The following is a 15,968-nucleotide window of genomic DNA, read 5'->3' as shown; positions in this document are numbered from 1 at the left end:
GCCGTTCCGAATTCGATCAAACGCGTTTGCGAATCGTGATGTATCTTCTCATCCGAGTTGTAGGCTGTGCCGTAGCTCACACGAGCGCGGGCATCGGTATCAATGAAGCCACCGCCTCACTCCCCGAAGGTCCGTGCCGTCGCTGAGCGGTGCCCGGGGAACGAGACTGGCCGGCGGACGACGATGTCAGCCCGCGCCTCGGCAGCTGCCGTCCGTATTGCGTCGTCCAGCTCGCAGGAGGGGTAGTGCTGTTGTGAATATCGAGGTTCCGACCCTGGTTCTCGGCGCGGTGGCCGCCGCGTTCGGGGTGTTCTCCATTTTCCTGGCGGCCCTGATCGGCCCCAAACGCTACAACCGGGCAAAGCTCGAAGCCTATGAGTGCGGTATCGAACCCACCCCCCACGCTGTCGCGGGCGGGCCGGGAAATGCTGCGGGCCAGCGCTTTCCGGTGAAGTACTACCTCACCGCCATGCTGTTCATCATCTTCGACATCGAGATCGTGTTCCTCTACCCGTGGGCTGTGCACTTCGACGCGCTCGGAGTGTTCGGGCTGGCCGCCATGGCGTTGTTCATCTTCAACGTCTCGGTCGCCTACGCCTACGAGTGGCGGCGCGGCGGTCTCAGCTGGGATTGATTGGCGCACAGGGGATTTCCAATGAGACACCCCGTGCGAGACGGGGTGTCCCGATCCGGGAGATGTAGTCCGACATGGGTCTCGAGGAGAAGCTGCCCAGCGGGTTCCTGCTGAGCACGGTGGAAGATTTGGCCGGCTATCTGCGCAAGAGTTCGCTCTGGCCGGCGACGTTCGGCCTGGCGTGCTGCGCGATCGAGATGATGGCCACCGGCGGCGGGCGATTCGATATCGCCCGCTTCGGCATGGAGGCGTTCCGCGCCTCGCCGCGCCAGGCCGATCTGATGATCGTCGCGGGCCGGGTGAGCCAGAAGATGGCCCCGGTGCTGCGCCAGGTCTACGACCAGATGACCGAACCGAAATGGGTGCTGGCCATGGGTGTCTGCGCATCCTCGGGCGGCATGTTCAACAACTACGCCATCGTGCAGGGCGTCGACCACATCGTGCCGGTCGACATCTACCTGCCCGGCTGCCCGCCGCGGCCGGAGATGCTGTTGAACGCGATCCTGAAGCTGCACGAGAAGATTCAGGAGATGCCGCTCGGCGTCAATCGCGAGGAAGCCGTGCGCGAGGCCGAGCGCGCCGCGCTCGCCAGCACCCCGACCATTCAGTTGAAGGGGCTGCTGCGATGACCTTTGATGCACCTACCGGCACGGAGAGCCCCCCGGAGGCGGCGGTGGAACCGACTGAGAACACCCCGGAGACAACCGCAGCCGCCGAGCCGGCCGACGAGGTGATCGGCGTCCGCAAGGGCATGTTCGGTGTCTCCGGCACCGGCGACACCTCCGGCTACGGCCGGCTGGTCCGCACGGTCTCCATGCCCGGCGGCACGCCCGCGCCCTACGGTCCCATCTTCGACGAGATCATCGCGAATCTGCGCTCGGCGCTGGCGAAGACCTTCGACGAGGCCGTGGAGAAGATCGTCGTCTTCCGCGGCGAGCTGACCCTGCACATCCGCCGCGAGCACCTGGTGCTGGTGGCGAAGACGCTGCGCGACACCGAAGCCCTGCGCTTCGAGTTGTGCCTGGGTGTCAGCGGCGCGCACTACCCCGAGGACACCGGGCGCGAGTTGCACGCGCTGTACCACCTCAACTCCATCACCCACAACCGCCGGGTGCGGCTGGAAGTCTCGGTGCCGGACGACGATCCGCACCTGCCCTCGCTGTACACGGTCTATCCGACCGTGGACTGGCACGAACGGGAGACCTACGACTTCTTCGGCATCCTGTTCGACGGTCACCCCTCGCTGACCCGCATCGCCATGCCCGACGACTGGCGTGGCCACCCGCAGCGCAAGGACTATCCGCTCGGCGGGATCCCGGTCGAATACAAGGGCGCGCGCATTCCGCCGCCCGACGAGCGGAGGACGTACAGCTGATGAACGACATCGACACCAAGTCCCGTCGCAACACCGAGGAACGGCCCGAACACACGGTCACCGTGGTGGGAAACGACTGGGACGAGATCTCCGCTGGCCTGAACGGGGTCGCCGAGGAACGCATCGTCGTGAACATGGGCCCGCAGCACCCCTCCACGCACGGGGTGCTGCGGCTCATTCTCGAAATCGAGGGCGAGACCGTCACCGAGGCCCGCTGCGGCATCGGCTACCTGCACACCGGCATCGAGAAGAACCTCGAGTACCGCAGCTGGGTGCAGGGCACCACCTTCGTGACCCGCATGGACTACCTGTCGCCGTTCTTCAACGAGACGGCGTACTGTCTGGCGGTCGAGAAACTGCTGGACATCACCGACGACATCCCCGAACGCGCCAATGTCATCCGGGTGATGCTCATGGAGCTCAACCGCATCTCCTCGCATCTGGTCGCGCTGGCGACCGGCGGCATGGAACTGGGTGCGCTCACCCCCATGCTGTTCGGCTTCCGGGAACGCGAGCTGATCCTGGACGTGTTCGAGACCATCACCGGTCTGCGCATGAACCACGCCTTCATCCGGCCCGGCGGCATTGCCCAGGATCTGCCGGATGATGGCGTGCAGAAGGTGCGCGAGCTGCTGGACCTGCTGCCGAAGCGCCTGCGGGACATGGAACTTCTGCTCAACCAGAACCCCATCTGGAAGGCCCGTACCCGCAATGTCGGTTACCTGGACCTCACCGGGTGCATGGCGCTGGGCATCACGGGTCCGGTACTACGCGCCACCGGTTTGCCGCACGATCTGCGCAAGTCCCAGCCCTACTGCGGGTACGAGAACTACGAGTTCGACGTCCAGGTCGACACCGGCTGCGACTGTTACGGCCGCTACCTCATCCGCGTCAACGAGATGAAGGAGTCGGTCAAGATCGTCGAGCAGTGCCTCGACAGGCTGCGGCCGGGCCCGGTCATGGTGGAGGACAAGAAGATTGCATGGCCTGCCGATCTGCAGCTCGGGCCGGACGGACTCGGCAATTCGCCGCAGTACATCGGCAAGATCATGGGCACCTCCATGGAGTCGCTCATCCACCACTTCAAGCTGGTGACCGAGGGCCTGCGCGTCCCGCCGGGCCAGGTGTATGTAGCGGTCGAATCACCGCGCGGCGAGCTGGGCGTGCACATGGTCAGCGACGGCGGAACCCGGCCCTACCGGGTCCACTATCGCGACCCCTCCTTCACGAATCTGCAAGCGGTGGCGGCGATGTGCGAGGGCGGCCTGGTGGCCGACGTGATCGCGTCCGTCGCCTCCATCGACCCCGTGATGGGTGGTGTGGACCGATGACCGAGATCCTGCTCAACCTGACCACGCGGCCGATTCCCTACCCGGAGAAGGTGCGCGAGGGTCTGCAGCTCGAGGCCCGCGAGATCATCGAGCGGTACCCCCATCCGCGTTCTGCACTGCTTCCCCTTTTGCATCTGGTGCAATCGGTGGAGGGGTACGTCTCCGGGACCGGCATCGAATTCTGCGCCGAGCAGCTGGGATTGACCGATGCCGAGGTCACGGCGGTGGCCACGTTCTACTCGATGTACCGGCGCACGCCGACCGGCGACTATCACGTCGGTGTCTGCACCAACACGCTGTGTGCGGTCATGGGCGGCGATCAGATCCTCGCGGAGCTGAAGCAGCACCTGGGAATCACGCACGGAGAGACCACCGCCGACGGCGCGGTCACCCTCGAGCACATCGAGTGTAATGCGGCCTGCGATTACGCACCGATCGTCATGGTCAACTGGGAGTTCTTCGACAACCAGACCCCGGAATCGGCCAAGGGACTGGTGGATTCGCTGCGGCGCGGGGAACCCGTGACCGGATCGCGCAGCGGCATCCCGTTGTGCACCTTCCGCGAGACCGCCCGCATTCTCGCCGGATACGAGGACCAGCGGCCCGGCGCCACCGACGGCGGTGCCGGACCCGCCACTCTCGCCGGCCTGCATGTCGCCGAACGGGATCTGCATGTCGCGGAACAGAAGCCGATCGACGGAGGCGCGCAGTGACGACCGCTCTGACTCCCGTCCTCTCCAAGCACTGGGCGGACCCGGAGGGCTGGACCCTGGCGGCCTACCGCGACCAGGGCGGGTACCGCGCACTGCCGAAGGCCCTGCGCATGAACCCGGACGAGGTCATCGCCACGGTGAAGGACTCCGGCCTGCGCGGCCGCGGCGGCGCAGGCTTCCCCACCGGCATGAAGTGGGGTTTCATCCCGCAGGGCCCCGGTCCCGACGGCACCACCAAGCCGCACTACCTGGTGGTCAACGCCGATGAGTCGGAACCCGGTACCTGCAAGGACATTCCGCTCATGCTGGCGAGCCCGCACACCCTCGTCGAGGGCGTCATCATCGCCGCCTACGCCATTCGCGCCTCGCACGCCTTCATCTATGTGCGCGGGGAGGTGGTGACGGTGCTGCGCCGTCTGCAGGCGGCGGTCCAGCAGGCCTATGCCGCAGGCTATCTCGGCCGCGATATCCAGGGCTCCGGCTTCGACCTCGAGATCGTGGTGCACGCCGGTGCGGGCGCCTACATCTGCGGTGAGGAGACCGCCCTGCTGGATTCGCTCGAGGGCCGCCGCGGCCAGCCGCGCCTGCGTCCCCCGTTCCCGGCGGTGGCGGGTCTCTACGCCTGCCCGACCGTGGTCAACAATGTGGAATCCATTGCGTCCGTGCCATCCATCATCGCCAATGGCGTGGACTGGTTCCGGTCGTTCGGCACCGAGAAGTCGCCGGGCTTCACGATCTACTCACTCTCCGGTCACGTGGCGCGACCGGGGCAGTACGAAGCGCCGCTCGGAATCACCTTGCGGGAGTTGCTGACCTACGCGGGTGGCATCCGCGCCGGCCACACCCTCAAGTTCTGGACGCCGGGCGGCTCGTCCACCCCGATCTTCACCGACGAGCACCTCGATGTCGCTCTCGACTACGAGGGCGTATCGGCGGCGGGCTCCATGCTCGGCACCAAGGCCCTCCAGATCTTCGACGACACCACCTGCGTCGTGCGGGCGGTGTTGCGCTGGACCGAGTTCTACGCCCACGAATCCTGCGGTAAGTGCACCCCCTGCCGCGAGGGCACCTACTGGCTGGTCCAGCTGCTGCAGCGGCTGGAGAACGGCCGGGGCCACGAGACCGATCTGGACAAGCTCGCCGACATCGCCGACAACATCAACGGCAAGTCCTTCTGCGCCCTCGGCGACGGCGCGGCCAGCCCGATCTTCTCCTCCCTGAAGTACTTCCGCGACGAGTACGCCGAGCACATCCGCCTCGGCGCCTGCCCGTTCGACCCGGCCCGGTCCACCGTCTGGGCTGAAGGAGCGCGATGACCTCGACAGTGAGCTCCACGACCGGCGGCGGGGTGACCCCCACCGACATGGTGACCGTAACCATCGATGGCACAACGGTTTCCGTGCCCGTCGGCACCCTGGTGATCCGGGCCGCCGAACTCATCGGCACCCAGATCCCCCGGTTCTGTGACCATCCACTTCTCGATCCCGTCGGCGCCTGCCGGCAGTGCCTGGTCGAGATCGAGGGACAGCGCAAGCCCGTCGCCTCCTGCACCCAGACGGTGGCCGAGGGCATGGTGATCCACACCCAACTGACCTCCCCCGCCGCCGCCAAGGCCCAAGAGGGAGTGATGGAGCTGCTGCTCATCAACCACCCCCTCGACTGCCCGGTCTGCGACAAGGGCGGCGAATGCCCGCTGCAGAACCAGGCCATGTCCACCGGCCGTGCCGAATCCCGCTTCGACGGCGAGAAGCGCACCTATCCCAAGCCGATTCCGCTGTCGGCGGCCATCCTGCTGGACCGGGAACGCTGTGTGCTGTGCGCGCGCTGCACCCGGTTCTCCCAGCAGGTGGCCGGTGACCCGTTCATCGAACTGATGGATCGCGGTGCGCTGCAACAGGTCGGCATCGCCACCGGGGAGCCGTTGGACTCCTACTTCTCCGGCAACACCGTGCAGATCTGCCCGGTCGGCGCGCTCACCGGCTCGACCTACCGCTTCCGCGCCCGGCCCTTCGACCTGGTGTCCAGCCCGGCGGTGTGCGAGCACTGCGCCTCGGGCTGCGCCCAGCGCACCGACCACCGCCGCGGCAAGGTCATGCGCCGCCTCGCCGGTGACGACCCGCAGGTCAACGAGGAATGGAACTGCGACAAGGGCCGTTTCGCGTTCGCGTACGCCACCGAACCGGACCGGCTCACCACGCCCATGGTGCGCAGCTGGAAGGATGGGACGCTGCAGCCCGCCTCCTGGTCCGAGGCGATCAGGACTGCGGCGCGCGGACTGGCGTCGGCACGCGGCAATGCCGGTGTGCTGATCGGCGGCCGCGTCACGCTCGAGGATGCCTACGCGTATTCCAAGTTCGCGCGAATCGCGTTGAACACCAACGACATCGACTTCCGCGCCCGCGAGCACTCCGGCGAGGAGGCCGACTTCCTGGCGGCTCGCATTGCGGGACAGGGCATCACGGTCGACTACGCGGCGCTCGAACGCGCCCCGTTCGTGCTGCTCGCCGGCTTCGAGGCCGAAGAGGAATCGCCGATGGTGTACCTGCGGCTGCGCAAGGCGGCCCGCAAGAACGGCACCCCGATCTACTCGCTGGCCCCCTATATGACCCGCGGCCTGCAGCGCATGTCCGGCACCCTGCTGCTCACCGCGCCCGGCTCGGAACCGCATGTGCTGGAGGCGGTCCGCACCGGTGAGACCGATCCCGCCACCGCCGGATACACCCGCCTGCGCGAGATCGCGGACCTGCTGCGCGGGCCTGGCGCCCTCATCCTGGTCGGCGAACGTCTCGGCGGCATTCCGGGTGGTCTGTCCGCGGCCGCCCGCCTGGCCGACGAGACCGGCGCCACCCTGGCGTGGATCCCGCGCCGTGCCGGTGAGCGCGGCGCGCTGGAGGCCGGTGCACTTCCGGTGCTCCTGCCGGGCGGGCGGCCCGTCGCGGATTCCGCGGCGCGCCAGCAGGTTCGGGACGCGTGGAATGTCAACGATCTCCCCGCGGCGCCGGGCCGCGACACCAGCGCCATCCTGGCCGCCGCCCCGACGCTGGGCGCGCTGCTCATCGCGGGGGTGGAGGTCGGCGACCTGCCCGACCCGCACGCGGCCTTGTCGGCCATCGATGCCGCGAGCTTCGTGGTGTCGATCGAACTACGCCGCAGCGATATCAGCGACCGCGCCGACGTCGTCTTCCCCGTCGCCTCGGCCATGGAGAAGAACGGCACCTTTCTCACCTGGGAGGGCCGCCACCGCCAGTTCGACGCGGCCCTGCGCGACGCCACCGTGCGTCGCGAGGCCGCGCCGATGCCCGAATACCGGGTGCTCGACGCCATCGCCACGGACATGGGGATCCGGCTCGGCCTGCCCGACGCGGCCAGTGCCCGAGCCGAATTGGCGGATCTGGGCGCGTGGGAAGGCCCGCCCGCCGCGACCCCGGTGCACCGCCCGCACCCCATCGCCCAGCCGCATGCGGGCACCGCGGTGCTCGCATCCTGGCGCATGCTCGTCGACCGCGGCCGGCTCCAGGACGGCGAACCCAACCTGGCCGGCACCGCCCGCACCCCGGTGGTGCGGCTCTCGGCGCACACGGCCGCCGAGATCGGCGCCACCACCGGCGATCCGGTGACGGTCGGCAACGATCACGGCCACATCACCCTGCCCCTGGTCATCACCGAGATGCCCGACCGCGTGGTGTGGCTGCCCATGAATTCCCCCGGCTCCGACGTGCTGGTGCAGCTCGGCACCACACCCGGACACCTGGTGCGCATCCGACGGGAGGACCACCGTGAGTGACCTGTCCATGTTCGGCCACGACCCCTGGTGGCTGGTGCTGGTCAAATCGATCGGCATCTTCATCTTCCTGCTGTTGATACCGATGCTCGCGGTGTACGCCGAACGCAAGATCGTGGCCTTCATGCAGATGCGCGTCGGCCCCAACCGGGTCGGCCCGCGCGGCAGCCTGCAATCCATCGCCGACGGCGTCAAGATGCTCCTCAAGGAGGACATCGTCCCGGTCATCGTCGACAAGCCCATTTTCATTCTCGCGCCGGTGATCTCGCTCATCCCGGCCGTGATGGCGTTCGCGGTGATCCCGTTCGGGCCTCAGGTCAGCATGTTCGGGCACCGCACGGCGCTGCAGCTGACCGATATGCCGGTGGGCGTGCTCTACATCCTGGCCATGGCCTCGGTCGGCGTGTACGGCATCGTGCTGGCCGGCTGGGCGTCGGGCTCCACCTATCCGCTGCTGGGCGGTCTGCGCTCCACCGCGCAGGTCATCTCCTACGAGATCGCCATGGCCCTGTGCTTCGCGGCGGTGTTCCTGCTCTCGGGCACCATGGCCACCTCGGGAATCGTGAAGGCGCAGAACGGAACCTGGTACGTTTTCCTGCTGCTGCCGTCGTTCCTGATCTACGCGGTATCGATGGTCGGCGAGACCAACCGGGCGCCCTTCGACCTCCCCGAGGCCGAAGGTGAGCTGGTAGGTGGCTTCCACACCGAGTACTCCTCGCTGAAGTTCGCCATGTTCATGATGGCCGAGTACATCAACATGGCAACGGTTTCCGCGCTGGCCACCACGCTGTTCTTCGGCGGCTGGCACGCGCCGTTCCCGATCAGCCTGTGGGCGGGCGCGAACTCGGGCTGGTGGCCCGTGCTGTGGTTCACCGCCAAGGTGTGGACGTTCCTGTTCGTGTTCATCTGGCTGCGCGGCACCCTGCCGCGACTGCGCTACGACCAGTTCATGAACCTGGGCTGGAAGCTGCTCATCCCGGTGTCGCTGGCCTGGGTCATGTACGTCGCCACTCTGAAGGTGTTGCAGGACAACGGGACCCACGTCCAAACGCCGGGCATGGTGATCGGCGGGATCGTGGTCGCGGTCGTGCTGCTCGCGCTGGTCATCCGGGCCGGGCACGCGGGCGGCGACCGCACCAAGGCTTCGCCGGATCCGGACTCCACCCGGGCATACTCGGACTTCCCGGTGCCGCCGATGCCCGCTGCGCCCCCGGCGGCCACCGAGAAGGCCGGTCTGCTGGAACCGCTCGGCGGCTTCCTGGTCACGGCCTCGACCATGTTCAAGAAGCCGAACACCGAGCTGTATCCCGAGGTCAAAACCCCGACCGCGCCGCGCTATCACGGCCGGCACCAGCTCAACCGGCACCCGGACGGTCTCGAGAAGTGCATCGGCTGCGAGCTCTGCGCGTGGGCCTGCCCCGCCGACGCCATCTACGTCGAGGGCGCGGACAACACCGACGAGGCACGCTTCTCCCCCGGTGAGCGTTACGGCCGCGTCTACCAGATCAACTATCTGCGCTGCATCGGCTGCGGCCTGTGCATCGAGGCCTGCCCGACCCGGGCACTGACCATGACCAACGAATACGAGCTCGCCGACGACAATCGGGCCGACCTCATCTACGAGAAGCAGGACCTCCTCGCGCCGATGCAGCCGGGCATGATCGCCCCGCCGCACGCCATGTATCCCGGCGCGGACGAGGGCTCCTACTACCGCGGTGAAGTCCCCGGCGCCACCGGCGAACTCGCCGGAGCGGAAGGGGCGCAGCAATGATCGACCACCTGTCGCAGCCGGCCCAGCAGATCGTCACCCACACCTCCACCGGTGAGGCGGTGCAGTTCTGGATCCTGGCCGTGGTCGCGGTGCTGGGCGCGCTCGGCATGGTGTGCGCGCGCAAGGCCGTGCATTCGGCACTGTGCCTGGCCGCCACCATGATCACGCTGTCCGCGTTCTACATCGCCCAGAGCGCGCTGTTCCTGGGCATCGTGCAGATCGTCGTCTACACCGGCGCGGTCATGATGCTGTTCCTGTTCGTGCTGATGCTGGTCGGCGTGGATTCCGCCGAGTCACTGCGGGAGACGCTGCGCGGGCAGCGGCTCGCGGTCATCGTGGTGGGCATCGGCTTCGGCATGCTGCTCATCGGCGGCATCGCGCGCGGGATGTCCGGTAAGAGCGTCGCCGAGACCGGACCCGGCCTGGGCGGCAACTACAGCATCGGGGCGCTGGCCGAACTCATCTTCGTGCGCTACGTGTGGGCGTTCGAGCTGACCGGCTCGCTGCTCATCACCGCCACCATCGGCGCCATGGTGCTCGCGCACCGCGAGAAGTTCGGGCCGCCCACCGATCAGCGCACGCTGTCGAAGGAACGTTTCCGCCGGGGCACCCGGGTCACGCCGCTGCCCACGCCCGGCGTGTACGCCCGCCACAATGCGGTCGACGCCCCCGCGCGACTGCCGGACGGCTCCTTCGAGGAGCTGTCGGTCAGCACCATCCTGCGGCACCGGCGCAATCGGGCCCACACCGAAGCCGTGGTGCTCACCGTCGGCAATGGCAGTGACAGTCACCGGAACGGCAACGGCCACAACGGCACCGACGCGAGCGGCGGCAAGAACGGCAACGACTCCCACGAGGAAGGCTTGCGGTGAATCCGGACAACTATCTGTATCTCTCGGCCCTGCTCTTCACCATCGGCGCAGCCGGAGTCATGGTGCGGCGCAACGCCATCGTGGTGTTCATGTGCATCGAGCTGATGCTCAACGCGGTGAACCTGGCCTTCGTCACCTTCGCCCGCACCCACGGCAACCTCGACGGCCAGGTGTTCGCCTTCTTCACCATGGTGGTCGCCGCCGCCGAGGTCGTGGTCGGCCTGGCCATCATCATGAGCATCTTCCGTGCCCGCCGCTCGACCTCGGTCGACGACGCGAACCTGCTGCGGTACTGACATGGATACCGCACAGATGATGCTGTGGCTGCTGCCGGCGCTCCCGCTCGCCGGCGCCGTGGTCCTGCTGCTGCTCGGCAGGATCAGCGACACGTGGGGTCACCTCGTGGGCACCCTCATGGCGCTGGCCTCGTTCGTGGTGGCGGCCTGGGCGTTCACCGACATGCTGGATCGGTCGGATGCGCAACGGGCCGTGCACTACAGCCTGTTCGAGTGGCTGCCGCTGACCGGGCTGAAGGTGGACTTCGCTCTGCAACTGGATCAGCTGTCGATGTGCTTCGCGCTCCTGATCACCGGCGTGGGCTCGCTGATCCACCTCTACTCGGTCGGCTACATGGCCCATGATCCGGGACGGCGGCGATTCTTCGCCTACCTCAACCTGTTCCTGGCCGCCATGCTGGTGCTGGTCCTCGCCGACAACTACCTGGTGCTGTACCTGGGCTGGGAAGGCGTCGGTCTGGCGTCCTATCTGCTGATCGGGTTCTGGTACGAGAAGCCTTCCGCCGCAACGGCGGCCAAGAAGGCGTTCGTGGTCAACCGGGTCGGCGACATGGGGCTGGCCATCGCGCTCATGGTCATGTTCGCGACCTTCGGGAGCATCGACTTCGGAACCGTGTTCGGGGCCGCCGGTCAGGCCGGCACCGGAACCCTCACGGCCATCGGGCTGCTGCTGCTGCTCGGAGCCTGCGGCAAGTCCGCGCAGGTGCCGCTCCAGTCCTGGCTCGGGGACGCGATGGAGGGCCCGACACCCGTGTCGGCGCTCATCCACGCGGCCACCATGGTCACCGCCGGTGTCTACCTGATCGCCCGCTCGAACCCGATCTTCGATCTGGCTCCGGGTGCGCAGGCCGCCGTAATGGCAGTCGGCGCAATCACATTGCTGTTCGGCGCCATCATCGGTTGCGCCAAGGACGACATCAAGAAGGCCCTCGCGGCCTCGACCATGAGCCAGATCGGCTACATGGTCCTCGCCGCCGGACTCGGCCCCATCGGCTACGCGGCGGCCATCATGCACCTGCTCACGCACGGCTTCTTCAAGGCCGGGCTGTTCCTCGGCGCGGGCTCGGTCATGCACGCCATGGACGACGAGACCGATATGCGCCGCTACGGCGGACTGCGCAAACTGCTGCCCGTCACCTACGTCACCTTCGGGCTGGGATACCTTGCCATCCTGGGTGTTCCGCCGTTCGCGGGGTTCTGGTCCAAGGACCGGATCATCGAGGCGGCGTTCGCGCACGGCGGATTCGGCGGCATCATCACCGGCTTCGCCGCACTGTGCGGCGCGGGCATCACCGCCTTCTACATGACCCGCGTCATGATCCTCACGTTCTTCGGCGAACGCCGCTGGCGTGCGGGCGTGCACCCGCACGAGGCACCCGCCTCCATGACCGGGCCGATGATCCTGCTGGCCTTCGGCTCGGTGTTCTCCGGCATGCTCTTCGCCTACGGTTCCTCGCTCACCAACTGGCTGGCCCCGGTCGTCGGTGAGCACCACGCCGAACCGTTCATCCCGTCCTGGGCGATCACCTTCTTCGCGCTGGCGGTGGTGGCGGCCGGCATCTGGGTGGCCTACGACCAGTACGCACACGGCAAGATCCCCGAAACCGCCCCTGCCGCAGGACCGCTCGTCGAGGCCGCCCGCCGCGACCTCTACGGCGACGCCGCCAACGAGGCCGCTTTCATGCGCCCCGGCCAGCACCTGACCCGGTCGCTGGTGTTCCTCGACAACCGCGGCATCGACGGCCTGGTCAACACCACGGCCGCCGTCATCGGCGGCCTGTCGGCCCGGGTCCGGCGCGTGCAAACCGGTTTCGTGCGCTCCTACGCCCTGTCCATGTTCACCGGCGCGGCCCTGGTGGTCGCCGCCCTGCTGGCGGTGAGGTTCCTGTGAACGACCTTGCTAGTTCATCGTTGGGCGCCGTGCGGGAATTCCCCTGGCTCACCACGCTGTGGGCGGTGCCCCTCGCCGGAGCCGCACTCGCACTGCTGTTTCCGGCGGGCCGGCGCACCGGGGTGCGGGTCTTCGCGCTGCTGGTCTCGCTGGGCACCCTCGGCATCGCCATCTGGCTGGCCACCCGGTTCGAAACCGGTGGCGCGCAATACCAGTTCGTCGAGAAGCAGCAGTGGATCCCGGCTTTCGGGGCCGGCTACACCCTCGGCATGGACGGCATCGCGCTGGTCCTGGTGCTGTTGACCACCGGGCTGGTGCCGCTGCTGCTGCTCGCCGGATGGCAGGACGAGCGTGAGGTGGGCAGCGGCCCGCGGGTCGCGCACTACTACGTGGCGCTCACCCTCGTCGTCGAATCCATGGTGCTGATCTCGTTCACCGCGTTGGACATTCTGCTGTTCTACGTGTTCTTCGAGGTCATGCTCATTCCGATGTACTTCCTCATCGGCGGCTTCGGACCGCGGACCGGGGATGCGGCGGTGCGGCAGCAGCGGTCGCGGGCCGCGGTGAAATTCCTGCTGTACAACCTGTTCGGCGGGCTCATCATGCTGGCGGCGGTCATCGGGCTGTACGTCATCACCGCACGCGACAAGCTCGGCAGCAATGGCGGCGGCACCTTCGACTTCCGGACGGTCATGGAGGCGGCCAACTCCGGCCACCTCGGTGCGACGCCCGCGGTGCTGAACGCGCTGTTCCTGGGCTTCATGTTCGCCTTCGCGGTGAAGGCCCCGCTGTGGCCGCTGCACACTTGGCTGCCCGACGCCGCGGTATCGGCCACCCCGGCCAGTGCGGTGCTCATGATGGCGGTGGTCGACAAGGTCGGCACCTTCGGCATGCTGCGCTACTGCCTGCTGCTGTTCCCTTCCGCCACTTCGACTTACGCGCCGCTGATCAGCGTGCTCGCGGTGATCGGGATCATCTACGGCGCGCTGCTGGCCATCGGCCAGACCGACGTCATGCGACTGATCGCGTACACCTCGATCTCGCACTTCGGGTTCATCATCCTCGGCATCTTCGCGCTCACCACCCAGGGTGGCACCGGTGCGACGCTGTACATGGTCAACCACGGCATCTCCACCGCGGCGCTGTTCCTGATCGCCGGATTCCTGGTGTCGCGCCGGGGAACCCGGCTCATCGCCGCGTTCGGCGGTGTCCAGAAGGTCGCGCCCATCCTGGCGGGCACCTTCCTCATCTCCGGCCTGGCCACCCTCTCGCTGCCCGGTCTCGCACCGTTCATCAGCGAATTCCTGGTCCTGATCGGCACATTCACCCGATACCCGGTGGCGGCCGTCCTCGCAGCCTCCGCGCTGGTGCTGGCGGCGTTGTATGTGCTGTGGATGTACCAGCGCATGATGACTGGCCCGGTGAAGGAGGGCAACGAGCGGCTCTACGACCTGCTCCCCCGTGAATTGGTGGTCGTGGTCCCGCTCATCCTCGCCCTGCTGTTCCTGGGCGCGTACCCGAAACCGGCGCTGGACCGGATCGATCCGGCCGTCGCCCGCACCCTCACCACCATCGGACAGCACAACCCGGCGCCGGCCGTACAGCCGGAAGCCGCCCAGACGACCACGGGAGGTGCCCACAAATGAGTGGAGGTCTGCTGCTCGCCGCGACAGTCCCGGCACCGAGCATCGAGTACCGAGACCTGTCCCCGATGCTGATCGTGTTCGGCGTCGCCGTCGCGGGCGTGCTGGTGGAAGCCTTCGCGCCCCGGCGATTCCGATACGGGATCCAGCTGGTGCTCGGACTGGGCGGCCTGGCCGTCGCGCTCGGCGCGGTGATCGGACTGCGTGATGTCCGCGAGACGGCGGTCGTGGGCGCGGTTGCCATCGACGGGGTTTCCCTGTTCCTGCAGGGCACCATCGTCGTGGTCGGCATCCTCGGACTGCTGTTCATCGCCGAACGCCATGCCGACCGCATGCCGGTGCGGCGGGAAGGGCCCGGCACCTGGAGCCTGACCGCCTCGCGCGGCGGGGTGGACGCCTTCACCCCGCAGGCGGCGGCCACGCCCGGCAGCGGCGACGAAGTCGCCGCCACCAAGGCCGGAGTCGCCACCACCGAGGTCTTCCCCCTCACCCTGTTCGCGCTCGCCGGTCTCATGCTGTTCCCGGCCTCGAACGACCTGCTCACCATGTTCGTGGCGCTGGAAGTGCTGTCGCTGCCGCTGTACCTGCTGTGCGGGCTGGCGCGGCGGCGCCGGCTGCTGTCGCAGGAGGCCGCGCTGAAATACTTCCTGCTGGGCGCGTTCTCGTCGGCCTTCTTCCTCTACGGCATGGCGCTGCTGTACGGCTATGCCGGCACCATCCGCCTGGCAGGCATTGCCGAAGCCGTCACCCGCGATGCCGGAAGCTCGCACACCCTGGCGATTCTCGGCATCGCCATGCTGGCGGTGGGCCTGCTGTTCAAGATCGGCGCGGTCCCGTTCCAGTCCTGGGTGCCCGACGTCTACCAGGGCGCGCCGACCTCGATCACCGCATTCATGGCCGCCGCCACCAAGATCGCCGCGGTCGGTGCATTGCTGCGCGTGCTGTACGTGGCGGTCCCCGACCTGCGCAACGACTGGCGGCCGGTGCTCGCGGCGGTCGCCATCGCCACCATGGTCGTCGGCGCGATCCTCGCCGTCACCCAGACCGACATGAAGCGCATGCTCGCGTATTCCTCGGTGGCACATGCCGGATTCATCCTGACCGCCCTGGTGGCCGCGACCACCGCGGGCGTCTCGTCCGTCCTGTTCTACCTCGCCGTCTACGGCCTCGGCACCCTCGGCGGCTTCGCCGTGGTCAGTCTGGTGCGCGACGAGAACGGTGACGAGGCAACGGCGTTGCCCGCCTGGGCCGGCATGGGCCGCCGCTCCCCCTGGCTGGCGACCATCTTCTCCCTGTTCCTGCTGTCCTTCGCCGGTATCCCGCTCACCAGCGGCTTCATCGCCAAATTCGGCGTGTTCGCCGCGGCAACCGGCGGCGATGCCGCCACCCTGGTCATCGTCGGTGTCATCTCCAGCGCCATCGCGGCCTTCTTCTACATCCGCGTGATCGTTCTGATGTTCTTCACCGACCCGCCGGCCACCCCGCCCAACGTCGTCTACCCCACCCTGACCAGCACGGTCATCGCCCTCACCGCCGCGGCCACCCTGGTCCTCGGCATCTTCCCTCAACCCCTGCTCGACCTGGCCAAGAACGCCTCGACATTCACCCGCTGAGCCCCGGCCAATCGATCGGGCCCGCCGCGACATTCGCGGCGGGCCCGA

13 protein-coding genes and 1 pseudogene are annotated in these 15,968 nt (G+C 67.8%); all 14 read left to right on the top strand.

Annotated features, from left to right (window positions below; translation table 11 throughout):
- Nucleotides 1–253: 253 nt before the first annotated feature.
- Nucleotides 254–634 (top strand): NADH-quinone oxidoreductase subunit A, encoded by a 381-nt coding sequence (locus tag ACFXKA_RS21665; RefSeq protein WP_033090134.1) that lies wholly within the window; start codon nucleotides 254–256, stop codon nucleotides 632–634.
- Nucleotides 635–708: 74 nt separating this feature from the next.
- Entirely contained in the window at nucleotides 709–1,263 is a 555-nt protein-coding gene (locus tag ACFXKA_RS21660; RefSeq protein ID WP_326311010.1) for an NADH-quinone oxidoreductase subunit B family protein, read from the top strand.
- Nucleotides 1,260–2,009: an NADH-quinone oxidoreductase subunit C gene (locus ACFXKA_RS21655; RefSeq protein WP_379428611.1), complete on the top strand. Its 750-nt coding sequence runs from the start codon at nucleotides 1,260–1,262 to the stop codon at nucleotides 2,007–2,009. Before ACFXKA_RS21660 ends, ACFXKA_RS21655 begins: the two co-directional genes overlap by 4 nt.
- On the top strand, nucleotides 2,009–3,340 hold the full coding sequence (nuoD, locus tag ACFXKA_RS21650) for an NADH dehydrogenase (quinone) subunit D (RefSeq protein WP_354832798.1): 1,332 nt from the start codon (nucleotides 2,009–2,011) through the stop codon (nucleotides 3,338–3,340). The genes ACFXKA_RS21655 and nuoD overlap by 1 nt, the downstream gene beginning before the upstream one ends.
- Entirely contained in the window at nucleotides 3,337–4,053 is a 717-nt protein-coding gene (nuoE, locus tag ACFXKA_RS21645) for an NADH-quinone oxidoreductase subunit NuoE (RefSeq protein WP_379428610.1), read from the top strand. The genes nuoD and nuoE overlap by 4 nt, the downstream gene beginning before the upstream one ends.
- Nucleotides 4,050–5,369 (top strand): NADH-quinone oxidoreductase subunit NuoF, encoded by a 1,320-nt coding sequence (gene nuoF, locus ACFXKA_RS21640; protein ID WP_379428609.1) that lies wholly within the window; start codon nucleotides 4,050–4,052, stop codon nucleotides 5,367–5,369. Before nuoE ends, nuoF begins: the two co-directional genes overlap by 4 nt.
- A complete protein-coding gene (locus ACFXKA_RS21635) occupies nucleotides 5,366–7,837 on the top strand; it encodes an NADH-quinone oxidoreductase subunit G (RefSeq protein WP_379428608.1) in 2,472 nt (823 codons plus the stop codon). The genes nuoF and ACFXKA_RS21635 overlap by 4 nt, the downstream gene beginning before the upstream one ends.
- Before the next feature lie 7 nt (nucleotides 7,838–7,844).
- A pseudogene (gene nuoH, locus ACFXKA_RS21630) lies at nucleotides 7,845–9,035 on the top strand (NADH-quinone oxidoreductase subunit NuoH); the annotation flags it as partial.
- Complete coding sequence (gene nuoI / locus ACFXKA_RS21625; RefSeq protein ID WP_354833131.1) at nucleotides 9,030–9,605, top strand: NADH-quinone oxidoreductase subunit NuoI; 576 nt, start codon at nucleotides 9,030–9,032, stop codon at nucleotides 9,603–9,605. The pseudogene nuoH and the gene nuoI, both read left to right, overlap by 6 nt.
- Complete coding sequence (locus ACFXKA_RS21620) at nucleotides 9,602–10,477, top strand: NADH-quinone oxidoreductase subunit J (protein ID WP_379428607.1); 876 nt, start codon at nucleotides 9,602–9,604, stop codon at nucleotides 10,475–10,477. Before nuoI ends, ACFXKA_RS21620 begins: the two co-directional genes overlap by 4 nt.
- Nucleotides 10,474–10,773, top strand: coding sequence for an NADH-quinone oxidoreductase subunit NuoK (gene nuoK, locus ACFXKA_RS21615; RefSeq protein ID WP_354832807.1), 300 nt, complete (start codon nucleotides 10,474–10,476; stop codon nucleotides 10,771–10,773). The genes ACFXKA_RS21620 and nuoK overlap by 4 nt, the downstream gene beginning before the upstream one ends.
- 19 nt (nucleotides 10,774–10,792) lie before the next feature.
- Nucleotides 10,793–12,664, top strand: a complete 1,872-nt coding sequence (gene nuoL / locus ACFXKA_RS21610; RefSeq protein WP_379428638.1) for an NADH-quinone oxidoreductase subunit L — start codon at nucleotides 10,793–10,795, stop codon at nucleotides 12,662–12,664.
- Nucleotides 12,665–12,693: 29 nt separating this feature from the next.
- Nucleotides 12,694–14,310, top strand: a complete 1,617-nt coding sequence (locus ACFXKA_RS21605; protein ID WP_379381087.1) for an NADH-quinone oxidoreductase subunit M — start codon at nucleotides 12,694–12,696, stop codon at nucleotides 14,308–14,310.
- Complete coding sequence (gene nuoN / locus ACFXKA_RS21600) at nucleotides 14,307–15,920, top strand: NADH-quinone oxidoreductase subunit NuoN (protein ID WP_379428606.1); 1,614 nt, start codon at nucleotides 14,307–14,309, stop codon at nucleotides 15,918–15,920. The genes ACFXKA_RS21605 and nuoN overlap by 4 nt, the downstream gene beginning before the upstream one ends.
- The last annotated feature ends 48 nt before the right edge of the window (nucleotides 15,921–15,968 follow it).

This window comes from Nocardia sp. NPDC059228, assembly GCF_042754245.1.
GTDB lineage: Bacteria > Actinomycetota > Actinomycetes > Mycobacteriales > Mycobacteriaceae > Nocardia.
The sequence above is the reverse complement of the archived record's forward strand: the minus strand, read 5'-3'. Positions and strand labels throughout refer to the sequence as shown.